Below are 23,444 nucleotides of genomic sequence, written 5' to 3' on the forward strand. Positions count from 1 at the left end.
GCTTACTTTTGCGCTGTTCAAAAGTGAGCCGCTGTAAGAGCGGAACCCATATCAGCCATCACCCAAATAACGGATATGTACTCACCCCAGAGTCCGTAACAAAACCGTCATCCCCCTGGGCTAGGCTCGCGGGCTTGAATGCCCCCGAGTCCCAATCCATGTTCAAAGGCCTCCTATACGCCGCGCTGCTGTTCACCCTGACAGCCCACGCCGAAACCTGGCCGGAGAAGGAATGGTCCCAAGGCCAGCCCCTGACCGGCCCGGCAGCCAAGGCCTTGGATGACTACGCCTTCCCACCCCGCGACGACACCACCCGCAAGGGCGTCCGCACCGACGCCTTACTGGTCATCCGCGACGGCCAGATCATCTACGAACGCTACGCCGCCCCCACCACCGCCAGCACCCCGCACCTGACCTGGTCCATCAGCAAAAGCCTGATGGCCACCGTGCTCGGCGTGGCCTTCGGCGAAAACCGCTTCAAACTCACCGACCCCGCCGCGCGCTTTTACCCGCCGATGAAACAACACCCCGGCGTGACCATGGCCGACCTGCTGCACTGGGCCTCGGGCCTCGACTGGCAGGAAGACTACGAATACGCCCCGCTGAAATCCTCGGTGGTCGCCATGCTCTACACCCGCGGCCACCACGACATGGCCGAGTTCGCCGCCGACACCGCGACCTCCAGCGCCCCCGGCCAGGCATTCCGCTATTCCAGTGGCGACAGCAATATCCTGTCCGCCACCCTCAAGGGCATGCTCGGCCACAAGGCCTACGTCGACTACCCATGGACCACCCTGTTCCAGCCACTGGGCATCCGCAACGCCACCTGGGAAAGCGATGCCGAGGAAACCTTCGTCGCGTCCTCATACGCCTACCTCACCGCCCGCGACCTGGCCCGCGTCGGCCTGCTGATGCAGCGCGACGGCCGTTGGGGCGAGCAACAATTGCTGCCCAAGGAGTGGGTCGCGTTCAATCGCCAACCGTTCGACAAGTACAAGGCGGGCCAGGACGAAGCCGTTCCGGGCGGCCAATGGTGGCTCAACCGCGAAGTGCAGGGTGCCGCCAGACCCTGGCCGGACGCGCCCGCCGACACCTTCGCCGCCCTCGGCCACTGGGGGCAGGCGCTCTACGTGATGCCCGAAAAACAGCTGGTCATCGTGCGCTACGGTGACGACCGCGACGGCAGCTATCGCCACAACGAACTCCTCAAGCGCGTCCTTGCAGCGGTGCAACCATGATCCGCCGTCATCCCTTCGTCAGTCTGTTGATCCTGCTGTTACTCGTGTTGCTCGGCTGGGTCTGGCACGAGCGGGTCAACCTGCAAGCCTTCCCCGACATCATCGCGGCCTACACCGCCAAGGAGTACTGCTCCTGCCGATATGCGGAGGGCAATCCCGCTGATTATTGCCAGGGTTATGTGAAGCAATACGTGCCCACCAGCGCCTTCACCGACAACCCTGAAAAACACCTCGTGACCGCCAGCGGCCTGGGCCGCACACACAGTGCCCAATGGCTGGGCCAACGCGAGGGCTGCCGCCTCTTGCCCTAATGCAGCCACAGGTGGGGCTGAGGTTCCACAGGGTGGAACCACCTTTGATTGTCCTCCTGCGCACATCGCGGTTATCTGGCGGTGTGCAACGAAAAAGAACGGGAACACCCGCCTGCGAGGAGAATCACCATGAGCCCACACCAGCACATCCTGGATTGGCTGAGCGATGTCGCCAGCGACCTGCACGCCGTGCGTCAGGACATTCACGCCCACCCCGAACTGGGCTTTGAAGAAAACCGCACCTCCGCCCTCGTGGCGCAATCGCTGCGTAACTGGGGCTACGAAGTCCACACCGGCATCGGCCAGACCGGCGTGGTGGGTGTGCTGCGCAATGGCAGCAGCTCGCGCAAGCTCGGTATCCGCGCCGACATGGACGCGTTGCCGATCATCGAAAACACCGGCGCCAGCTACAGCAGCCAACACGCCGGCTGCATGCATGCCTGCGGTCATGACGGCCACACCACCATGCTGCTGGGCGCCGCGCGTTACCTGGCCGCGACCCGTCAATTCGACGGCACCCTGAACCTGATTTTCCAGCCCGCCGAAGAAGGCCAGGGCGGCGCCGAAGCCATGCTCGCCGACGGCTTGCTGGAGCGGTTTCCCTGCGACGCATTGTTCGGCATGCACAACATGCCGGGCTTGCCCGCCGGCCATCTGGGCCTGCGCGTTGGACCGATGATGGCCTCCCAGGACCTGCTCACCGTGACCCTCGAAGGCGTCGGTGGCCATGGCTCCATGCCGCACCTGACGGTCGACCCGCTGGTGGCCGCCGCCAGTATGGTCATGGCATTGCAGACCGTGGTGGCGCGCAATATCAATGCCCAGGAAGCCGCCGTGGTGACCGTCGGTGCCCTGCAAGCGGGCCAGGCGGCCAACGTGATTCCCCAGCAAGCACTGTTGCGTTTGAGCCTGCGTGCCCTGGATGCAAACGTGCGTGAACTGATGCTGGAGCGGGTCAAGGCGATCATCCTGACCCAGGCCGCGAGCTTCGGCTGCACCGCGCAGATCGAACATCGCCCGGCCTATCCTGTGCTGGTCAACCATCCCGAAGAAACCGAATTCGCCCGCCAGGTCGGCGTCGCCCTGCTGGGTGAAGATGCCGTCGACGGCAACACCACCAAGTTGATGGGCAGCGAAGACTTCGCCTGGATGCTGCAACGCTGCCCCGGCAGCTACCTGTTTATCGGCAACGGCGTGTCGCGGCCGATGGTCCACAACCCCGCCTATGACTTCAACGACGACATCCTGTTGACCGGCGCCGCCTACTGGGGCGCGCTGGCCGAGAGCTGGCTCAAGCCCGCCTGACGACCTCTTTTTTCTGCCGCTGGACCCTTTTCCGACTGGTTGAATGGAGTGTTCCCATGCAGGCTTCAAAACAAGGTGTATCCCGCACCCGCCAAGTGGTGGCGGCGGTGATCGGCAATGCGCTGGAATGGTATGACTTCATCGTCTACGGCTTTCTCGCCAGCATTATCGCCCGGCAGTTTTTCCCCTCGGAGGATGAATACGCCTCGCTGCTGATGGCCCTGGCCACCTTTGGCGTCGGCTTCTTCATGCGCCCGGTGGGCGGGATTCTGCTGGGCATGTATTCGGACCGCAAAGGCCGCAAGGCTGCGATGCAACTGATCATCCGGTTGATGACCATCTCCATCGCCCTGATCGCTTTCGCCCCCAGCTATGCTGCCATCGGCATGGGCGCGCCGATGCTGATCGTGGTTGCGCGCATGCTCCAGGGCTTTGCCACCGGCGGTGAATACGCCAGTGCCACGGCGTTCCTGGTGGAGAGCGCGCCGGCCCATCGCAAGGGCCTGTACGGTTCCTGGCAGTTGGTGGGACAGTGCCTGGCGGTGTTCGGCGGCGCGGCGATGGTGGCGTTGGTCACGCACTTCTTCGAGCCGCAAACCCTTGAAGTCTGGGGCTGGCGCCTGCCGTTCATCTTCGGCTTGCTGATCGGCCCGGTGGGCTTGTGGATCCGCCGGCACATGGAAGACCCCGAGGAATTTATCGAGGCACGCAAACAGGCCAAGGGTGCGGCGCCGAGCTTGATGGACGTCATCCGCGACCACCGCCGCAGCATCTTGGTTTCGATGGGCCTGGCCTGTGGTGCAACGGTGTCGTTCTACGTGGTGCTGGTGAACATGCCGACCTTTGCCCACAAGAACCTCGGCCTGCCGCTGGACCAGGTGTTGATGGTGCAGATGTTCGCGGTGGCGCTGATGACCGTGGTGATTCCGCTGTCCGGCCTGCTGTCGGATCGGTTCGGTCGGCGCCCGGTATTGATGGCGTTCACCCTGGCGTTTTTTGTGATGGTGTACCCGCTGTATGTGTGGGTCGCGGCGGCACCGTCCATCGAGCGTTTGCTGGTGATGCAGGTGATGTTGTGCACTGCCATCGGCGGCTTTTTCGGCCCGGCGCCGACGGCCCTGGCCGAGCAGTTTCCCATCGAAGTACGCTCCACCGGGGTGTCGGTGGCTTACAACGTGGCGGTGATGGTATTCGGGGGCTTTGCGCCGTTGATCGTCACCTGGCTCAGCAAGGTGCTGGGCACGCCGGTAGCCCCGGCATTTTATGTGCTGTTCGCTTGCGTCCTGACGCTGCTGGGCACTTACTGCATGCATGAGGCGCCACGGGCGAAACGACCGGCGCCGTTTTCCAGCGAGGTGAAACCTTGAGTATTGTTGAACTGGATGCCATCGAACTGTCTCGGGCGATCCATGCGCGGCAGGTGTCCTGCCATGAAGTGATGCAGGCGTATCTGGCCCAGGTCGAACGCTTCAACCCGACGGTGAATGCGCTGGTCTCGCTGCGCTCCCATGAGGACGTGCTGGCCGAAGCGGCGCAGCGTGATCGCGAGTTGGACCAAGGCCAATCCCGTGGCTGGATGCACGGCATGCCCCAGGCCATCAAGGACCTGGCGGCGACCCAGGGCCTGCGCACCACCCTCGGTTCGCCGCTGTTCGCCGAGCATGTTCCTCAAGAAGATGCGATCAGCGTGGCGCGGGTTCGGGCCAGTGGCGCGATCATCATCGGCAAGACCAACGTGCCGGAATTTGGCCTGGGCTCGCAGACCTACAACAGCGTGTTCGGCACCACCGTCAACGCCTATGACCCGCGCCTGGTGGCCGGTGGCAGCAGCGGCGGCGCGGCGGTGGCGCTGGCATTGCGCATGCTGCCGGTAGCGGATGGCAGCGACATGATGGGCTCGCTGCGAAACCCGGGGGCGTTCAATAACGTATTTGGCCTGCGTCCGTCCCAGGGTCGGGTGCCTCACGGGCCGGCGCCGGAGCTGTTCGTCCAGCAACTGGCCACGGAAGGCCCGATGGGTCGCAGCGTGGCGGATGTGGCGCGGCTGCTGAGTGTGCAGGCCGGCTACGACCCTCGGGTGCCGCTGTCGCTCAAGGAGGATCCAGCGGTGTTGGGTGAGCCATTGCAGCGCGACTTCAAGGGTGCACGCTTGGGCTGGCTCGGGGATTACAACGGTTACCTGCCGATGGAAGACGGCGTGATGAGCCTGTGCGAATCGGCCCTCAAGGACTTCGCTGCGCTGGGTTGCGAGGTCGAGCACTGCCAACCGGAATTTTCTCTGGAACGCCTGTGGCAGACCTGGCTGGTGCACCGCCATTGGCTGATCCAGGGCTCCCTCGGCGCGGCGTACGCCGACCCGCAAAAACGTGCACTGCTCAAGCCGGAGGCGCAATGGGAAGTGCAGGGCGGATTGCAACTGAGTGCGGCGGACGTTTACCAGGCTTCGATCAACCGCAGCGACTGGTACCGCGCCCTCGGCAAACTGTTCGAACGTTACGATTTCCTGTTGCTGCCCACCGCCCAAGTGTTCCCTTTCGATGCACAACAAGCCTGGCCACGCCTCGTCGCAGGGCGCGAGATGGACACCTACCATCGCTGGATGGAAGTGGTGATCGGCCCCACCCTGGCCGGCCTGCCGAGCATGAACGTGCCGGTGGGTTTCAACCCCCGGGGCTTGCCCATGGGCCTGCAGATCATCGGCCCGGCCCAGGCGGACAGGACAGTGTTGCAACTGGCGTACGCCCACGAACAACTGACCCGCTGGGTGCAGCGGCGCCCACCCGCTTGCCTCTCGGCGACCGGTTGAGCCGCGACGGGCCTGTATCTTGCTGTGAAATCAGATCATCCATCGGCATCAAGGAGATCGACACATGGGCAGCGACGCCGAGACGGGAACCGTACGCTCAGTAGGGCGGGCACTGGCGATCATCGAATTGCTCGGCGAGCATCAGGCGCTGGGGCTGGAAGAGTTGCATTACCTGACTCACCTGCCCAAGGCCACGGTCTCGCGGATGCTGCTGACCTTGCAGGAACAGGGCTGGATCTATCGTGGGCTCAGCGACCGGCGTTACCGCCTGCGGGCCAGACGGTTGTTCGGCGACACCCAGCAACGCTTCAAGCGCCAACTGGTGGAAAGCGCCGCGCCGTGGCTGCTGGACCTCAGCGAGCGCACCGGCCTGGTGGTGGACCTGTCGAGCTTCGACGGCGAGCGCCTGGAAGTGATGGAAAGCGCGATCCCCACGGTGCTGCGCAAGCTCTACCCGAACAATTGCCAGATCGTCGGCCAGCATGCCAGCCTGTTTCACTCGGCCATGGGCAAGGCGTGCCTGGCGCAATTGTCGGCGGATGAAGTGCAGCGCCTGGCCGGTCGTGAGCATGTGGCGGAAGACGATCAATACCGGGCGTGTGAACAATCCCAGCACCAGGGGTTTGGCCAACGCACCGAAGGCTATTGGGAATATCCGGTGCGCCTGCCGTTCCTGATTCGCGCGGTGGCCTTGCCGGTCCGGGCCAATGGCCGGTTGGTGGGCAGCATGGCGCTGCATTGGCCGATGGATCAGGCACCGGTGGAACGGGTGCTGAGCCTGCACCTGGCCAGCCTGGAGTCGACGATTCGCGATGTGCAGCAGGCGTTGGCCTGACCACCGTTCCCCCGTAGGAGCGAGCTTGCTCGCGAAGAACTCACAGGCACCGCGTTCATTCAGAATGCCCGCGTCATCGTTGGCAACCTTCGCGAGCAAGCTCGCTCCTACAGGAGGTCTTTGTTACTGTTCGCCCAGGTTTTTTGCCCCAAGAGTCTTTATGTCCCTGTTCAAACCCATGGCCTTCCTGCTGCTGGCCGCTGCCGCCGTGCCTGCCCACGCCGACTGGTACCTGGACAACGAGTCCTCGCGCCTGTCGTTCGTCACCACCAAGAACACCGACATCGCTGAAGTGCAGCGCTTCCTGGTGCTGCATGGCAAGGTCGACAGCAAAGGCGCGGCGCAGCTGGAAGTCGAACTGGAGTCGATCAACAGCGGCATCCCGCTGCGCGACGAGCGCATGCGCAATGAGCTGTTCGAGATCAAGACCTACCCGGACGCGGTGATCAATGCGCAGATCAACCTGCAACCGATCAACGACCTGGCCCCCGGCGCGCAATACGAGCTGCGCCTGCCGCTGTCGGTGACCCTGCACGGCAAGACCCAGACCTACAGCACCGAATTGCTGGCGACCCGCCTGGATGACCGACGCTTCCAGGTGGTCACCCTGGAGCCATTGGTGGTGCACGCCGAGGATTTCGATTTGCTGCCGGGGGTAGCCGCATTGCGCAAGGCCGCCGGGCTGTCGCAGATCAGCCTGTCGGTGCCGGTGGGTGCGGTACTGATTTTCACGGCGCGCTGACATGAGCGGCGCAGTGTTCCCGTGGCGCAGCGCCAACCGTTTCGAGCTGATGGTCGACGGCCCGAGTTTCTTCCCGCGCATGCTGGAAGGCATCGCCCAGGCCGAGCAACAGGTGGCGCTGGAGCTGTATCTGGTGGAGGCGGGCGCGTGTGCCGAGGCGATGGTTCAGGCCCTGGTGGCGGCCGCCGAACGTGGCGTGCGCGTACGTTGCCTGTTCGATGACTACGGCAGCCTGGCGTTTACCCTGGGCCTGCGTCGGCGGTTGATCGACGCCGGGGTGGACCTGCGTTTCTACAACCGCCTGAGCTGGCGCCGCTGGATGCGCAACCTCTATCGGGACCACCGCAAGCTGTTGTTGATCGACCAGACCATCGCCGTGGTCGGCGGCACCGGCGTGACGGATGAATTCTGGACGCCCGGGGAAGACACCGCCGACTGGCACGAAGTGATGGTGCAGATTCGTGGCCCGCTGGTGCTGGATTGGCAGGCGTTGTTCGACCGTCAGTGGCTGGCGAACGACGATCGTAGAGCCTGGAAACCGGCCACGCATTTTGGCCTGCCACGCTTGCCCAAGGTGCCAGCGACAGGACCGGGGCTGGGGCGTGTGGCCTATGCCGACGCCCGCCAGCATCGGGATATCTTGCAGTCACTGATCCGTGCGCTGAACAGCGGCCACCAGCGTATCTGGCTGGCCACGCCGTATTTCCTGCCGACCTGGAGCGTACGGCGTGCCCTGCGCCGGGCGGCGGGGCGCGGGGTGGATGTGCGTTTGCTGTTGACCGGGCCACGTACCGATCACCCGTCGGTGCGGTATGCCGGGCACCGTTACTACCCGCGTTTGCTCAAATCCGGGGTGCAGATCTTTGAATACCAGCCGTGCTTCCTGCACTTGAAAATGGTGCTGGTGGACGATTGGGTGAGCATTGGCTCGTGCAACTTCGATCACTGGAATCTGCGCTTCAACCTGGAAGCGAACCTGGAAGCGTTGGACCCGGAATTGACGTTGGCAGTGGTGGGGAGTTTCGAGCGGGATTTTGCCCTGAGCCAGGCGGTGAGCCTTGAGGCATGGCAGTCGCGGCCGTTGTGGCGGCGGGTGAAGCAGCGGGTGTGGGGGTGGATTGATCGGTTGGTGGTCAACCTGCTGGACCGCCGCGGATAAGCCAGAACACCCCAATCAAATGTGGGAGCAAGCCCGCTCCCACATTTTAGATCGTTCCCACGCTCCGCGTGGGAATGCCTCTTGTGACGCTCTGCGTCAAGCTTTGGGACGCGGAGCGTCCCGGGCTGCGTTCCCACGCGGAGCGTGGGAACGATCAGTTAGAGCAGTTCGAAGCTCTGCTGCTTCACATCCTGCGAGTCCAACCCGATCTGCACATTGAACTCGCCCGGCTCAGCCGCAAACTTCAGCTGGGTGTTGTAGAACTTCAAATCTTCCTCGGTGATGGTGAAGTGCACCGCGCGCTCTTCGCCCGCCTTGAGCATGATCTTCTGGAAGTTCTTCAATTCCTTCACTGGGCGGATCATCGAGCCGGCCACGTCCTGGATATACAGCTGCACCACGGTTTCGCCATCGACCTTGCCGGTGTTTTTCACCACCACGGTGGCGTCGAGCTTGCCGGTCTTGTTCAGGGTGGTGGACGACAGCGCCATGTCCGACAGGCTGAAACTGGTGTAGCTCAAGCCGTAACCGAACGGAAACAGCGGCCCGGTGGTGTCATCGAAGTACTGCGAGGTGTAGTTGCCCGGCTTGCCCGGAGTGAACGGCCGGCCAATGCTCAGGTGGTTGTAGTAGGTCGGAATCTGCCCCACCGAACGCGGGAAGGTGATCGGCAGCTTGCCCGACGGGTTGTAGTCACCGAACAGCACGTCAGCGATAGCGTTGCCGCCTTCGGTGCCGGCGAACCAGGTTTCCAGGATTGCGTCAGCCTGTTCGTTCTCCTCGACAATCGACAGCGGACGGCCGTTCATCAACACCAGCACCAGCGGTTTGCCGGTGGCTTTCAAAGCCTTGATCAGGTCGCGCTGGCTCTGCGGGATGTTCAGGTCGGTGCGGCTCGACGATTCGTGGGACATGCCACGGGACTCGCCCACGGCGGCCACGACCACATCGGCGCCTTTGGCGGCCTTGACGGCTTCGTCGATCATGTCCTGGGACGAGCGCGGGTCATCCACAACTTCCGGGGCATCGAAGTTCAGGAAGTTGAGGTAGTCGACGACTTTCTTGTCGTTGGTGATATTGGCGCCACGGGCATAGATCACCTTGCCCTTGTCGCCGATCACGGCGTTCATGCCGTCCAGCAGGGTCACCGATTGCGCGGGTTTACCGGCAGCGGCCCAGCTGCCCATCATGTCGATCGGCGCCTTGGCCAGCGGGCCGACCAGGGCGATGGTCGCGTCCTTTTTCAGCGGCAGGGTGTTGTTCCGGTTTTTCAGCAGCACCTGGCTGCGGCGTGCCACGTCACGTGCGTCGGCGCGGTGCAGGCGGCTTTCGGCGTAGGTGTCGGCCGGGTCATCCTCGGCCTTGCCGATGCGCAGGTACGGGTCGGCGAACAGGCCCATGTCGTACTTGGCGCCGAGCACTTCGCGCACGGCGTTGTCGATGTCGCTCTGTTCGATCTCGCCGGACTTCAGCAGGCCTGGCAATTCCTTACCGTAGAGCGAGTCGTTCATGCTCATGTCGATCCCGGCCTTGATCGCCAGCTTGGCGGCTTCACGCCCGTCCTTGGCCACGCCGTGCTTGATCAGCTCGAAGATCGCACCGTGGTCGCTCACGGCCAGGCCCTTGAAGCCCCAGTCCTTGCGCAGCAGGTCGTTCATCAGCCAGGTGTTGGCGGTGGCGGGTACGCCGTTGATCGAGTTCAGCGCAACCATCACGCCACCGGCGCCAGCCTTGATGGCGGCGTGGTAGGGCGGCAGGTAGTCCTGGTACATCTTGACCGGGCTCATGTCGACCACGTTATAGTCGCGACCGCCTTCCACCGCGCCATACAGGGCGAAGTGCTTGACGCTGGCCATGATGCTGTCGGCCTTGGCCGGGCTGCTGCCCTGGAAGGCCTTGACCATCACTTCGGCAATGCGCGAGGTCAGGTAGGTGTCTTCGCCAAAGCCTTCGGAGGTACGGCCCCAGCGCGGGTCGCGGGAGATGTCGACCATCGGCGCGAAGGTGATGTCGAGGCTGTCGGCGGCAGCTTCCTGGGCGGCGATGCGCCCGGAGTGGCCGATGGCGTCCATGTCCCAGCTGGAAGCCAGGGCCAGGCTGATGGGGAATATCGTGCGGTGGCCGTGGATCACGTCATAGGCGAAGAACATCGGGATCTTCAACCGGCTGCGCATGGCTGCGTCCTGCATCGGACGGTTTTCCGGGCGGGTTATCGAATTGAAGGTGCCGCCGATGCGACCGGCGGCGATTTCCTTGCGGATCAGTTCGCGGGGCATTTCGGGGCCGATGCTGATCAGGCGCAATTGGCCGATCTTCTCATCAAGGGTCATCTGCTTGAGCAGGTCACTGACGAAGGCGTCCTTGTCCTTGAGCACTGCGGGCTTTGTTTCGGCTAATACGGAATGAGTGGCCAAACTGACAACAAGGCCCAGCAAACACAGCTTCTTCATGAAAATCCTTTCTCGCAGCCTTGGGACCGGAGAGCGTCTATTGTTGTTCGGGTGTTGTTCAGATAAATACCGCACACTTCTGAACTCTTATTGGCGCTGGGCATCTTTTAGCTGATTGGCACGATGCAATCCAGTGGGTGGTGGCGGATTATGCCCTAAGCCCGTGGCTAACGCGTCAGTCGGTAAACTTCATAGGTTTGGCAGGAGAAACACCATGCAAGCAGCACAAGGTTACCGTTGGGGCTGGAAGGCCGTGGCATTGATACTGGTGAGCACCGTGCTGAGCGGTTGCGGCATCAACAAGATCCCGACCCTGGACGAACAGGCCAAGGCGGCCTGGGCCCAGGTGCAGAACCAGTACCAGCGGCGCGCCGACCTGATCCCCAACCTGGTGGAAGTGGTCAAGGGCTACGCCGCCCATGAACAGGACACCCTGACGGCCGTGATCGAAGCGCGGGCCAAGGCCACCTCGATCCAGGTGGACGCCAGCACCCTCGACAATCCCGAGAAACTCAAGCAGTTCCAGCAAGCCCAGGACGGTTTGAGCGGTGCCCTCAGCCGTTTGATGGTGGTGTCCGAGCGCTACCCGGACCTGAAGGCCAACCAGAACTTCCTGGCCCTGCAATCCCAACTTGAAGGCACCGAAAATCGCATCGCCGTGGCCCGCCGCGACTTTATCCAGGCAGTGCAGGCCTACAACACCGAGATCCGCACCTTCCCTGGCCGCCTGTGGCACAGCGTGATGTACAGCGACTTGCCGGTCCGCGCCAACTTCGAGGCCACGAGTGCCGATGCCGATAAAGCGCCGCAAGTGAAATTCTGATGGGCAAGCGCGCTTGGCTGATGGCGGCGGTGCTGCTGGCCTTCAGCCTGACCGCCCAGGCCGCCCTGAATTTCCCGGCCCTGACCGGACGGGTGGTGGACAACGCCCAGATGATCGACCCGGCCGTGCGTGCGCAGCTGACCCAGCAGTTGCAGGCGCTGGAGCAGACCAGCGGCGACCAGATCGTGGTGGTCACCGTGCCCGACCTGCAAGGCGTGCCCATTGAAGACTTCGGTTATCAACTAGGCCGCGCGTGGGGCATCGGCCAGAAGGGCAAGGACAACGGCGCCCTGCTGATCGTCGCCCGGGATGAGCACAAGATTCGCATCGAAGTGGGTTATGGCCTGGAAGGCGTGCTCACGGATGCGCAGTCCTGGGTGATCATCAACCAGGTGATCGCCCCGGCGTTCAAGGCGGGCAACTACAGCAAGGGCATCAGCGACGGCGTGGCGGCGATGCTGCAGGTGGTGGGCGGCGATCCGCTGGCCGTACCGGCGCATGTGTCCGAGGCCAACTTCGCCAAGCAAAACCCGGGCATTTCCATTGGCCTGTTCATCCTGTTGCTGGCAGTGTTGTGGCTGTGCAATCGCATGGGCCTGCCCGTTGGCGCTATCCTGCTGGCGATTCTCAGCAGCAGCGGTCGTGGCGGCGGGGGAGGCGGTGGCGGTGGTGGCTTCAGGGGCGGCGGCGGTGGTTTTGGCGGCGGTGGCGCCTCGGGCGGCTGGTAATGACAATAACGAGAGAGCATCAACAACCATGGCATTACTGAGTCAACACGAGCAACGCCAGGTCGCCGAGGCGATCGCCCGGGTCGAGCAACAGACCGACGCCGAACTGGTGACCGTGCTCGCGGCCCGCGCCGACGACTACGCCTACATCCCGCTGCTGTGGGCCAGCCTGCTGGCGCTGGTGGTGCCGGGGATCATTCACTACCTGTCGGGCTGGTTGACCATGTACACCTTGCTGCTGGCGCAGTGGGGCACGTTCGTCGTGCTGTGCCTGGTGTTCCGTTTGCCCAGGGTCACCACGCGACTGATCCCGCGCTCGGTGCGCCATTGGCGCGCGTCCAACCTGGCACGGCGGCAGTTTCTCGAGCAGCACCTGCACCACACGCTGGGCAGCACCGGGGTGCTGATTTTTGTCAGTGAGGCCGAGCGGTATGTGGAAATCCTGGTGGACAAGGGGATTTCCAGTCGCCTGGATGACAGCAGTTGGGATGCGATCGTCAAGGACTTCACCCGCCAGGTGAAGCAAGGCCAGACGTTGGCCGGGTTTGTGGCGTGTATTGAGGCTTGCGGGGAATTGCTCAGGGAGCACGTACCGGTGACCCACGCACGCAATGAGCTGCCGAATCGGTTGGTGGTGTTGGAGTAGTGTAAAATTCCCGGCATTCCCTGCCCGAGGCGTTTTTGTTCATGTCTGCCACCGCTAAACCTGCCAGCCCCGCGCCGGATCATCACGCGCAGTTCCTCGAACTGCTGAGCGCGAGCCTTGAGCAAAACGCCTTTATCAAGCTGGTGCTGGCCAAGTACGTCGGCACCGAGCCTGATCTTCAGAAGCTGATCATCAAGCAGCTGACGGTCAAGGATCAGCCTTGCCTGTCCTTCGTCTATCGCTACAAGACCCGCGACATCACCAAGAACTTCTCCCTGGCCGACGGCGTGGCGGCAATTGCCGAGTTGGTGCCGGCGGCGTTCAAGAATGCGCACCTGCTGTCGGTGACCGACGAAGCCCAGCTGGAATACAGCAAGAAAAACAAAAGCTCACTGTTCAAAAGCAAGCCGCAGCAACTGCGCGAAGCGCCGTCTGCCGAGCACAACCGCGAGAAGAATCGCTTCCTGGACCTGACCCGGCCCTTCCTCGCCGACCTTGGTGTGACCAACGCCAAACACGAGCTGATCCCGGCGATGTCGCGCAAGTGGAAGCAGATCAACAAGTTCATCGAAGTGTTCAGCCATGCGCTGACCACCTCGCCGCTGAAGCTGGACCAGCCGGTGCGGGTCGCGGACTTTGGCTCGGGCAAGGGCTACCTGACGTTTGCCATCCACGACTACCTGCGCAACACCCTCAACGCCGACGGCGAAGTCACCGGCGTGGAACTGCGCGAAGACATGGTGACCCTGTGCAACAACGCCGCCGCCCGCCTGGACCACCCGGGGCTGGTGTTCAAGTGCGGGGATGTGCGCAGCGTCGCGCCCAGCGAGCTGGACGTGATGATCGCCCTGCATGCCTGCGACATCGCCACCGACTACGCGATTCACACCGGCATCCGCTCCGGTGCGTCGATCATCATGTGCTCGCCGTGCTGCCACAAGCAGATTCGCCTGCAGATCCAGAGCCCGGCGCTGCTCAAGCCGATGCTGCAATACGGCCTGCACCTGGGCCAGCAGGCGGAAATGGTCACCGACAGTTTGCGCGCGTTGTTCCTTGAAGCGTGCGGCTATGAGACGAAAGTGTTTGAGTTCATCTCGTTGGAGCACACCAACAAGAACAAGATGATCCTGGCCGTGAAGCGTGCCGAGCCGGTGGACAACGCTCAACTCCTGGAGAAAATCCAGGAGCTCAAGGCGTTCTACAACATCACCGAACATTGCCTGGAAACCCTGCTGCGGGCGGACGGTTACCTCGCCTGAGTACGACGCAAATCAAAAATGTGGGAGCGGGCTTGCTCGCGAAAGCGGTGTGTCAGTCACCTGATGTATCAACTGATCCACCGCATTCGCGAGCAAGCCCGCTCCCACATTAGATCGCGCTAGCCTTGGGAGCTGGCGCAGGCTTCACGCTGGTCTTGCGCCCCAACATCACCGTCACAATCACCCCGCAGGCAAACAGCCAGGTAATCGGCTCGATGTGTTCACCAAAAAACAGCGCCGAAAACGCGATCGTGAAAAAGATCTGCAACAGCTGAATCTGGCTGACCCGGGCGATGCCACCCATGGCGAGCCCGGCGTACCACGCAAAGAACCCCAGGAACTGCGAAAACAACGAGACATAACCAAACGCCCACCAGGTGCGCATGGAGATCGGCCCTTCGTGTTGCAGCGCCAGGTAGGCCACCGGCCCGATCAATACCGGCGTCGACAGCACCAGCGCCCAGCAGATTACCTGCCAGCCGCCCATCTCCTTGGCCAACCGGCCGCCTTCGGCATAACCCAGGCCACCCACGGCAATCGCGCCGAGCATCAACAGGTCGCCCGCCTGGATGCTGCCGGCCCCGGTGATCAACGCATAACTCAGCACCAGCGCACTGCCCAGCGCCGCGCAGGCCCAGAAGGCCTTCGACGGACGTTCATGGGACAGCCACGCCGCATATAGCGCCACGCACAGCGGCTGCAACCCGTTGACCAGCGCGCCATGGGACGCGGGCAAGGTTTGCATGGCCCAGGCCGACAATACCGGGAAACCCAGGATCACCCCGGCAATCACCAGCGTCAGGCCGCGCACCTGGCGCCAGGTGGGCCAGCGCTCGCGACGCCACAGCAACAAAGCCGCCGCCGGCACCGCCGCAAACAACGCCCGGCCCAGGCCGTTGAGCAGCGGGTGGATTTCCTGCACCACGATACGGGTGAAGGGCAGGGTGAGGCTGAAGATGACGACGCCCAGCAGGCCGAGGGCCATGCCGGTATTTTCGCGGGAGCTCATGGAAGGAACCAGAATCGAATGGGCCGGAAGTGGACGTTCATCTAGCCACAAAGCCCGGAAAACGCGGGCCTACAGCTGGGTGCGGATTTATCCGTACAGTTTTGAACGGGCGACCCGGTTCATGTGGGAGCTGTCGAGCCTTGGCGAGGCTGCGATGGGATCAACGCAGTTTACCTGTCAGGCCGAGGTGTCTGCATCGCGCGCAAGCCCGGCTCCTACACAAGCCGGGGTGCTGATGTAGTAGCGGGCCATTACCCGGATCAAGCCTGCGGGTCTATCTTGGCTACTCCTGTCTGCCCAACCGTTCAACCGGAGGAATGTCCCATGGCCGCGAAAAAAATCCTGATGCTGGTCGGCGATTACGTCGAAGACTATGAAGTGATGGTGCCGTTCCAGGCGCTGTTGATGGTGGGGCATACCGTGCACGCCGTGTGCCCGGACAAGGCTGCCGGCCAGACCGTGCGCACGGCGATCCACGACTTCGAAGGCGACCAGACCTACAGCGAAAAGCCCGGGCACCTGTTCGCCCTGAATGCGGATTTTGCCAAGGTGAACGCCGCCGACTACGACGCGCTGCTGGTGCCGGGTGGCCGTGCCCCCGAGTACCTGCGGCTGAACGAAAAAGTCCTGCAACTGGTCAAGGATTTCGATCAGGCTGGCAAACCCATCGCTGCCGTGTGCCATGGCGCTCAACTGCTGGCGGCTGCCGGGATCCTGGAAGGCCGCGAGTGCAGCGCCTACCCGGCGTGCGGGCCGGAGGTACGACTGGCGGGCGGTACGTTCATCGATATCCCGGTGACCGACAGCCACGTTCAAGGCAATCTGGTAACAGCCCCGGCGTGGCCGGCGCACCCAAGCTGGCTCGCGGGTTTCCTCGGCCTGCTGGGCACCAAAATCACCCTGTAAAGCGGAGGTCATCGCCATGTGCGAACTGTACGTCAAGGCCGACCCGATTCTGTACGAATCCCGCTCGCGCTCCCTGCGCATCTGCGGCGTGGTGACCACCGTGCGCCTGGAAAACCAGTTCTGGGACATCCTCAGCGAGATCGCCGAGGTGGATGGGATGACCACCAATCAACTGATCGCCAAGCTGTATGAAGAAGTGATGGATTACCGCGGCGAAGTGGTGAATTTTGCTTCGTTCTTGCGGGTGAGTTGCACGCGGTATTTGAGCAAGCAGCGGGTTCACGCCCCAGAGCTCAGCCTGGTTAATACAAGAAATGGCGCGCAGAAGATCTGAATGTGGGAGCGGGCTTGCTCGCGAAGGCGGTGTGTCAGGTAACTCATGTACCGACTGATCCAGCGCTTTCGCGAGCAAGCCCGCTCCCACATTGATTAGTAGGGGTCAGAAGAACCGCGTCACACTGATCTTCGCATCCCGGCCCTTGGTGTAGGCGCGGTCGCCGCTCAGGGCCGGTCGGAAGTTGTTGTTGAACAGGTTGTCCACGGTGAAGTTCACCTCGGTACCCTTGAGGTAAGCCTGTTGCGGCTTCCAGCTGGCGAACAGGCCTTGCGTGTTGTAGCGCTTGTTGCCGTACTGGTCGTAGAACAGGTCGCCGATGCTGGTGCCCGGGCCGCCGGAATACTTGTCGCTCGGCAGGCGGCTGGTGGCGCCGATGAACTGCCCTTGCCAGCCTACCCGCATATCCAGGCTCGGGATCTTGGTGCCGAGCACCACCACCCATTTGGTTGGCGGAATGTCCCGCGCCCAGACGTCCGGCCCCCACGGGTTGGTGTAGGCGCCTTCATGTTTGCCGGTGGTGTAGGCGAACGATACCGAGCCGAACACGTAGGTGGAGTCATAGAAACTCTCGGCCTCGAAACCCTTGATGGTCATGCCGCCGATGTTGCGGTAGTTGGACATCGCGCCCGGCGGGCAGGCGCTGGAAATCGTCCCGCCGTTGACCGCCTGGTTCTGGCAGCCCACGCCTGTGGCCTTGAAGATTTCGTCCTCGACCTTGTTGTGGAACAGCGTGGTACGCAGTTGCAGGTTGTCGCCGTGGGCGAACACGTCGGCGAAGCTGGTGACGTTGCCCAGGGTGATGGAGGTGATGCGCTCCGGATCCAGGTCCAGGCTGGTGGCGGTGCGGCTGCCCAGGCCCTGGACTTCATACTGCTCGTCGATCACTGGCGCACGCCAGGTGCGGCTCCAGTTGGCGAACATCGCCACGTTCGGGGTGATGGTCCAGTACGCCGCCAGGCGTGGCGACCAGCCGGTGTAAGTGCGGTCGCTGTAGTCATGGCCGATGGCCGGGTCCGGGTTGCTGTAGTACGGCGCGTCGTTGGCCTCGCCGCGGTTGCGCACATGGTCATAGCGCATCGACGGGGTAATGGTCACATCGCCCAGCGTCACCGCGTCCTGGATAAAGAAGCTGTTGGTGTCGACCTTGCCATGGGGCATGAAGCCCGGCTGGAAGTGCCCATAGTTGTATTTCGGGGTGTTGTAGGTGGCGCCGGGCATCCACATTTCGGTTTCCCGGGTGTGCTTGCGGATTTGCACACCGGTGGTCACCGCGTGCTGCAACGCACCGGTGGAAAACAGGCTGACGTTGCGTACGTCGAGGTTCTTGTCGTTATAGGAGGTGTCCATCTTGCGCCCGCCGGTGGCCAACTGGAAAAACGCCGTGGCGTCGCGCTCGTCGGTCTGGTCGGTATTGGATTCGGAGTACTTGATGGTCAAGTCCACCAGCGGGTTATTCATCGGCTGGTATTCGTACTTGCCGGACCAGGTGGTGTCGACGGTATTGCGGTTGGCCAGGAAGCGTTTCAGCGCGGCTTCGTAGCCATAGCGGTCGATGTTGGCCTGGGTCGGCGGCGTCGGGTAGCTGGCGGCAGAGAAGGGCGTCCAGCGCTGGCTGTTGGAGCGCGAATACGACAGACCCAGGCTTTGCTCATCGGTGAAGTGAGCATTGAACTTGAACAGTTTGCCGTCCACATTCTGGGCGCTGTTGGGCAGGCGCTTGGGGTTGATCGGGTACTGGTTGTTGTCGTTGGGCAGGGTGGCGGCCAGCTTCATGTCGCCGCCGTCGCGCTGGGTCAGGTAGGCCAGCGCATCGAAGCGGCCGTCATCGGTACGCCCGTAAACGGCACTGCTGTAGACCTGCTCATGGTCGTTGCTGGAGTAGCCGTATTTGAGCATGGCACCGCTGTTGCGCCCGTCCTTGAGCAGGTCCGGGGCATCCTTGGTGGTCATGTTGACCGTACCGCCAAAGCCGCCATTGCCGCTGAAGGGCGAGTTGGGGCCTTTCTCCACTTCGATGCTCTTGATCAGCTCGGGCTCGATAAACACAGTGCCCTGCTGGTAGCGCTCAAAACCGCTTTTGGTGGCGCCATCGACGGTCAGCGGCACGTCTTCGGCGTCGCCGAAACCACGGATGTTGATGGTCTGGCCACCGGGCTTCAGCGAGCCGCCCTGGCTGATGCCGGGCAAGGTTTGCAGCAGGCTGGGAATGTTGTTGGACTGGTATCGGTCGATGTCCGCCTGGGTCAGGGTGGAACGGCCGACGGTGGTGGAGTCGACCTCGCTGCCGGTGCCGATCACGCTCAGGGCGTCGAGCTGGATCGCGCTGCTGTTGGTGGTCTTGCCCTCTTCGGGGCGTACCACGTAAGTGCTGCCGACCTTGAGCAATACGAACTCGCCGTCCTTGAGCAGGGTGCGAATCGCCACTTCCGGTGTGAAGTCGCCATTGAGGGCCGGCGCCTGGATATTTTTCAGCAGCGCTTCATCGAACAGCAGCTGGATTTTCGCCTGCTGCGCCACCTGGCTCAGGGACGTGGCCAGGGACTGGGCCGGCAGTTGCAGCTTGAACGACTCGGCCTGGGCACTCAGGCTGAAGGCCAGGCAGGCGGCAATGGCGGTGGGTCGAAGAAACAGGTGCTGAACGTGGCAAGGCGCGCGAAACATGAAATCCCCCGGAGTAGCCAAATGGCCAGAAAGGTGTGCGTATCAAACGCAGACCCGAGGAAGACGCGGCAGGAAAAATAATCCTCACATGCGAATGCAAAATATTCTCAAATAAGAATTCCGCGGGGCTATTTGCGCGGTTCGATCCTGATATTGCCGTCGGCCAGGGCCACGGTTTTCACCGGCAATAGCGCCGGCAGGGCGTTGAGCAGGGCGTCCGGATCATTCACGTCCAGATTGCCCGAGACCTTCAGTTGCGCCACCGCGCTGTCCACCAGCAACGGCGCCTGGGGCCGGTACAGGCTCAACTCGTCCATCAGGCTGGCCAGCTCGCGATTACGAAACGACACGTGGCCGCCGCGCCAATCGGCGACCTCGCCGGCAGTGAGGGTTTGCTGCTGCAGCGTGCCTTTGGCATAACTGAACGTAGCGCGCTGATCGGCGCCGAGCAGGGTGGCCGGCAGCCTGGCATCCGGATCGAACGCCACTTGCCCATGGGCCACGCTGACCACCAACTGCTGCTTGCTGCGCCGCACATCGAAGCCGGTGCCGACCACCCGCACATTGGCTTCACCGGCCTGCACGAACAGCGGACGCTCCTTGTCGGGCGCCACCTCGATATACAACTGGCCCTGATCCAGATGCACGATGCGCTGGTGACTGTTGAAGTCCACCCGCAGGCGCGTATTGGCGTTGACGTACAAGGTGCTGCCGTCAGGCAAATGCATGGTGCGCATTCCTTTGGCATGGGCCGCGACCTGAGCGTGGAACAGCTCGCGTGGGGCGCCGATGTTGCTTGTCAGCACGGCACACACCAGGGCGGCAGCCACCGCCAGGGCCGGGCGCCAGGCGGGTGTCTTGCGCGCGGGCAGCGGTGTCGGTTTGTTCAGTTGCTGCAACTGCGCCAGGTCGGCCCACAGCTGTTCGAATTCCGCATAGGCGCGGGCATGGGCCGGCTCGGACTGCCAGGCGGCAAACGCTTTGCGGTCGGCGCGACCGGCGTCATTGCGGTTGCGCGCAAACCAGCTGGCGGCCTGGGCATCGATGGAGTCGCTGGCCTCGATGTCACAGGTGTCGATGTCGCTCAGGCGGGTCATTCTGGCTGCTCCTTGCCCTGTTCTTGTTGAAGTCGCTGCTTGCAATGCAGCAAGGCAAAAGCGATGTGCTTTTCCACCATGCTGACCGAAACGCCCATGCGCTCGGCGATCTGCGCCTGGCTCAGGCCTTCGAAGCGGTGCAGCATAAGGGCTTCTCGTCTTCTCGGCGAGAGTTCAGAGAGGACTTCTTTCAACTGTTCCAGGCGTTGCAGGCGTTGCGCGGCGGCCATGGGATCGTCTCGCGAGTCGCTGACAGGTTCGGCATCCAGTTCGGCCTGTTGCTGGTGGACGGTGTGCCGCACCTTCTGTTTGCGCCAGTGATCGCGCAGCAGATTGCGCGCCATCTGGAACAGAAACGCCCGTGGCTGCTCGACCTGGGCCCGGTCGCGGTAGTCCAGCCATTGGGTGAAGACATCCTGGGTCATGTCTGCCGCGTCGCTGGCGTTGTCCGTGCGTTTACGCAGGAAATGCAGGATATCTGCATAAAACCCGCGAAAGGCATCGGCCGACAGTGGGTCGGGCTTGGGACGAGACATGGATATCCTTCTTGACGAAGCACGACGTGGAAAAGTCGTGAATGATATCGAGAATTATTGTCATTTGTCTCTATTGAAAATCCAAGGTTGGATGCGGACTAAATGTGGGAGCGGGCTTGCTCGCGAATGCGGTGAGTCAGTCGACCTATTAATTGACTGACCCACTGCCTTCGCGAGCAAGCCCGCTCCCACATTTGGATTGCGTTTCAGCGCAACAGGGTCAGTAGTTCCTGCAACTGAACACGGCCTGCCTCAGCCAGCGGGAACACCGGCAGCCGTGGATCCCCCGACTCCAGGCCCGTCAGCCGCAAACCGGCCTTGATCGTCGCCGGCAAGCCACCTTTGAGGATGAAATCCAGCAACGGCAACTGGCGATAAAACAGCTCCCGCGCTTTCTCCAGGTCATTGGCCAAAACGGCTTCATACAAATCCAGGTTGAGCTGAGGAATCAGATTCGGCGCCGCCGTGCACCAACCTTTCGCACCCGCCGCAAACGCCTCCAGCGCCAGCGGATTGCAGCCGTTGTAGAACGGCACCCGGCCCTCGCTGCGCCGGTGTAATTGGTGCATGCGCTGAATATCCCCGGTGCTTTCCTTGACCATGGTCACGTTGTCGACGCTGTTGACGATGCGCAGGATCAAGTCCACCGACATGTCGGTGCCACTGGTGGCCGGGTTGTTGTAGAGCATGATCGGCACGCCGATGCTGTCGCCAATGGCCGCATAGTGGGCGAGGATTTCCGCCTCGCTGAGTTTCCAGTACGAGGCCGGCAATACCATCACCACGTCCGCGCCGTGGGCCTCGGCAAACTGCGCACGACGCACGGCCTTGGCGGTGGTCAGGTCGGAGACGCTGACGACGGTCGGCACACGCTTGCCCACCTTCTGGATGCTGTAGGCGGCGACTTCATCCCACTCTGCATCACTGAGATAGGCGCCTTCGCCGGTGCTGCCCAACGGTGCGACAGCGTGCACGCCGCTGTCGATCAGGCGGTCGATCGAAAGGCCCAGGGCGTCGAGGTCAAGGCGCTGTCCGTCCGTGCTGAACGGGGTAATGGTGTAGCCGATAATGCCGTGAATAGAAGGGCTGGACATGGAAAGGTCTCCGGTCGAAAAAGGGTTTCAGTTCAGGCAATCGGCGTGTTGGCGCAGGTTCTGCCGAGCGTAGTAGTTGAACGCGGCGCCGTGGCGCTTGGGCTTGGAAATCCAGTCATGGGCTTCGCGGCCCAGTTCCGGCAGGATCTGCTTGATCGTGCCGGCGGCCATCGCCAGCAGCTGCAACTTGGCCGCGCGCTCGATCAACTGCGCGATCACACAGGCTTCCTCGATGCTCGCCCCAGTGGACAATTGGCCGTGGTGGGAAAGCAGAATCGCGCGTTTATCCCCCAGGGCAGCGGTGATGATTTCACCTTCTTCGTTGCCCACCGGCACCCCGGGCCAGGCTTCGAGGAATGCGCAATCTTCGTACAACGGGCAGAGGTCCATGTGGGACACCTGCAACGGCACTTCCAGCATCGACAACGCAGCGATGTGGGTCGGGTGAGTGTGGATGATGCAGTTCACGTCCGGGCGACCGCGGTACACCCAGCTGTGAAAACGGTTGGCCGGATTGGGCATGCCATGGCCTTCCAGCACCTCCAGGTCTTCGTTGACCAGCAACAGGTTGCTGGCGGTGATCTCATCAAAACCCAGGCCCAGTTGTTGGGTGTAGTAGGTGCCAGGCGTCGGGCCGCGTGCGGTGATCTGCCCGGCGAGGCCGGAGTCGTGGCCGTTTTCGAACAGGATCCGGCAGGTCAGCGCCAGCTTTTGCCGGTCGGTCCACGTATTATCCGCCAGGGTGTTTTGCATCTGGGTCAGCGCCTGCTTGACCAGCTGGTCTTTCGGGAGTGCTAATGTCTTGGCCATATCAGTGTCCTTGTTCGTCGCAAATGACACTAAAGAGACTATATGACACAAAGTGTCATTAGCAAGCATTCATCATCGCCTCTTTAATGGATTAACCGCTGCGCATGTCTATCCGTTTGAAAATATTGAGAAAAAAACTTGGTGTGACGTTGGAGTCGCTCGCGGAAAAATCCGGGATGACCAAGAGTTACCTGTCGAAAGTCGAGCGGGGGTTGAATACGCCGTCGATTGCGGCGGCGCTGAAACTGGCCAAGGCGTTGAATGTGAAGGTCGAGGAATTGTTCAGCGAGGACAATGTCAGCCTCGACAGCTACAGCCTGGTGCGCAGCCACGAACGGCAGGCGTTGTCGGGCACCGATGCGTCACCGGGTTACGCGGTGTTGGCGCATCAGGTCAGTGAGCGTAGTTTGTTGCCGTTCATCATTTACCCGCCGGCGGAGTTCACCGACAAGACCTTCAAGGAACATTTGGGGGAGGAGTTTTTGTTTGTGCATGAAGGTCAGGTTGAGGTGGATTTCATGAGTGAGCGGGTGGTGTTGAATCGGGGGGATGCGTTGCATTTCAATGCGCAGAAGCCGCATCGGATTCGGTCGGTGGGGGAGGTTCAGGCGCAGCTTTTGGTGGTGGTGCATAGTGCTGAGGGGTGATGGTGGGGGTGGGGGCATATCCGTTATTTGGGTGATGGCTTATAT

Annotated in this window: 22 protein-coding genes; 15 read left to right on the forward strand and 7 right to left on the reverse strand. The window is 62.3% G+C overall.

What is annotated here, in order from left to right; genetic code table 11:
* Positions 1-158 precede the first annotated feature (158 nt).
* From HX807_RS29710 to HX807_RS29745, 8 genes are all read left to right on the forward strand, one after another.
* The gene (locus tag HX807_RS29710) at positions 159-1,238 is read left to right on the forward strand and encodes a serine hydrolase (RefSeq protein ID WP_177027885.1); all 1,080 of its coding nucleotides are present in this window, start codon (positions 159-161) and stop codon (positions 1,236-1,238) included.
* Positions 1,235-1,549 (forward strand): amidase, encoded by a 315-nt coding sequence (locus tag HX807_RS29715; protein WP_177051953.1) that lies wholly within the window; start codon positions 1,235-1,237, stop codon positions 1,547-1,549. The genes HX807_RS29710 and HX807_RS29715 overlap by 4 nt, the downstream gene beginning before the upstream one ends.
* A gap of 129 nt (positions 1,550-1,678) precedes the next feature.
* Entirely contained in the window at positions 1,679-2,854 is a 1,176-nt protein-coding gene (locus HX807_RS29720; protein WP_087692640.1) for a M20 aminoacylase family protein, read from the forward strand.
* Positions 2,855-2,910: 56 nt separating this feature from the next.
* Positions 2,911-4,221, forward strand: a complete 1,311-nt coding sequence (locus tag HX807_RS29725) for a citrate-proton symporter (protein WP_087692639.1) — start codon at positions 2,911-2,913, stop codon at positions 4,219-4,221.
* Positions 4,218-5,660, forward strand: coding sequence for an amidase (locus HX807_RS29730; protein ID WP_177051955.1), 1,443 nt, complete (start codon positions 4,218-4,220; stop codon positions 5,658-5,660). The genes HX807_RS29725 and HX807_RS29730 overlap by 4 nt, the downstream gene beginning before the upstream one ends.
* Before the next feature lie 64 nt (positions 5,661-5,724).
* Entirely contained in the window at positions 5,725-6,495 is a 771-nt protein-coding gene (locus HX807_RS29735) for a helix-turn-helix domain-containing protein (protein ID WP_003209157.1), read from the forward strand.
* A gap of 160 nt (positions 6,496-6,655) precedes the next feature.
* Positions 6,656-7,237, forward strand: a complete 582-nt coding sequence (locus HX807_RS29740; RefSeq protein WP_008430888.1) for a YceI family protein — start codon at positions 6,656-6,658, stop codon at positions 7,235-7,237.
* A gap of 1 nt (position 7,238) precedes the next feature.
* Positions 7,239-8,396, forward strand: a complete 1,158-nt coding sequence (locus HX807_RS29745) for a phosphatidylserine/phosphatidylglycerophosphate/cardiolipin synthase family protein (RefSeq protein WP_008430889.1) — start codon at positions 7,239-7,241, stop codon at positions 8,394-8,396.
* Positions 8,397-8,554: 158 nt separating this feature from the next.
* Here HX807_RS29745 and bglX read toward each other — a convergent pair whose 3' ends face one another.
* Positions 8,555-10,846 (reverse strand): beta-glucosidase BglX, encoded by a 2,292-nt coding sequence (bglX, locus tag HX807_RS29750; RefSeq protein WP_008430891.1) that lies wholly within the window; start codon positions 10,844-10,846, stop codon positions 8,555-8,557.
* 214 nt (positions 10,847-11,060) lie between these two features.
* On the opposite strand from bglX, the gene HX807_RS29755 reads away from it, so the two are divergent.
* The 4 genes from HX807_RS29755 to HX807_RS29770 are packed head-to-tail and all read left to right on the forward strand — an operon-like array spanning position 11,061 to position 14,302.
* Entirely contained in the window at positions 11,061-11,669 is a 609-nt protein-coding gene (locus tag HX807_RS29755) for a LemA family protein (protein ID WP_003209150.1), read from the forward strand.
* The gene (locus tag HX807_RS29760; RefSeq protein ID WP_003209148.1) at positions 11,669-12,397 is read left to right on the forward strand and encodes a YgcG family protein; all 729 of its coding nucleotides are present in this window, start codon (positions 11,669-11,671) and stop codon (positions 12,395-12,397) included. Before HX807_RS29755 ends, HX807_RS29760 begins: the two co-directional genes overlap by 1 nt.
* A gap of 28 nt (positions 12,398-12,425) precedes the next feature.
* A complete protein-coding gene (locus HX807_RS29765) occupies positions 12,426-13,043 on the forward strand; it encodes a TPM domain-containing protein (RefSeq protein WP_003209147.1) in 618 nt (205 codons plus the stop codon).
* A 41-nt stretch (positions 13,044-13,084) separates the two neighbouring features.
* The gene (locus HX807_RS29770; RefSeq protein ID WP_008430895.1) at positions 13,085-14,302 is read left to right on the forward strand and encodes an SAM-dependent methyltransferase; all 1,218 of its coding nucleotides are present in this window, start codon (positions 13,085-13,087) and stop codon (positions 14,300-14,302) included.
* 109 nt (positions 14,303-14,411) lie between these two features.
* Here HX807_RS29770 and HX807_RS29775 read toward each other — a convergent pair whose 3' ends face one another.
* Complete coding sequence (locus HX807_RS29775; RefSeq protein WP_003209142.1) at positions 14,412-15,311, reverse strand: DMT family transporter; 900 nt, start codon at positions 15,309-15,311, stop codon at positions 14,412-14,414.
* A gap of 324 nt (positions 15,312-15,635) precedes the next feature.
* On the opposite strand from HX807_RS29775, the gene HX807_RS29780 reads away from it, so the two are divergent.
* Positions 15,636-16,217 carry a DJ-1/PfpI family protein gene (locus HX807_RS29780; RefSeq protein WP_008430897.1) on the forward strand — a complete coding sequence of 194 codons (582 nt, stop codon included), beginning with the start codon at positions 15,636-15,638 and terminating at the stop codon, positions 16,215-16,217.
* A 16-nt stretch (positions 16,218-16,233) separates the two neighbouring features.
* On the forward strand, positions 16,234-16,551 hold the full coding sequence (locus HX807_RS29785; RefSeq protein ID WP_003209138.1) for a ribbon-helix-helix domain-containing protein: 318 nt from the start codon (positions 16,234-16,236) through the stop codon (positions 16,549-16,551).
* Between the two features lie 105 nt (positions 16,552-16,656).
* Here the strand turns inward: HX807_RS29785 and HX807_RS29790 are convergent, their stop codons facing one another.
* From HX807_RS29790 to HX807_RS29810, 5 genes are all read right to left on the reverse strand, one after another.
* A complete protein-coding gene (locus HX807_RS29790; RefSeq protein ID WP_134325865.1) occupies positions 16,657-19,215 on the reverse strand; it encodes a TonB-dependent receptor in 2,559 nt (852 codons plus the stop codon).
* A 128-nt stretch (positions 19,216-19,343) separates the two neighbouring features.
* The gene (locus tag HX807_RS29795; RefSeq protein ID WP_134325866.1) at positions 19,344-20,312 is read right to left on the reverse strand and encodes a FecR domain-containing protein; all 969 of its coding nucleotides are present in this window, start codon (positions 20,310-20,312) and stop codon (positions 19,344-19,346) included.
* Positions 20,309-20,848 (reverse strand): RNA polymerase sigma factor, encoded by a 540-nt coding sequence (locus tag HX807_RS29800; RefSeq protein WP_087692632.1) that lies wholly within the window; start codon positions 20,846-20,848, stop codon positions 20,309-20,311. Before HX807_RS29800 ends, HX807_RS29795 begins: the two co-directional genes overlap by 4 nt.
* Positions 20,849-21,054: 206 nt before the next feature.
* Complete coding sequence (locus HX807_RS29805) at positions 21,055-21,942, reverse strand: dihydrodipicolinate synthase family protein (RefSeq protein ID WP_177010031.1); 888 nt, start codon at positions 21,940-21,942, stop codon at positions 21,055-21,057.
* A gap of 27 nt (positions 21,943-21,969) precedes the next feature.
* On the reverse strand, positions 21,970-22,752 hold the full coding sequence (locus HX807_RS29810) for an aldolase (RefSeq protein WP_177051957.1): 783 nt from the start codon (positions 22,750-22,752) through the stop codon (positions 21,970-21,972).
* A gap of 104 nt (positions 22,753-22,856) precedes the next feature.
* Between HX807_RS29810 and HX807_RS29815 the strand changes: the two genes are divergently transcribed.
* The gene (locus tag HX807_RS29815; RefSeq protein WP_003209127.1) at positions 22,857-23,399 is read left to right on the forward strand and encodes a helix-turn-helix domain-containing protein; all 543 of its coding nucleotides are present in this window, start codon (positions 22,857-22,859) and stop codon (positions 23,397-23,399) included.
* The last annotated feature ends 45 nt before the right edge of the window (positions 23,400-23,444 follow it).

The sequence above is a fragment of the Pseudomonas sp. D8002 genome, assembly GCF_013385695.1.
Classification (GTDB): Bacteria; Pseudomonadota; Gammaproteobacteria; order Pseudomonadales; family Pseudomonadaceae; genus Aquipseudomonas.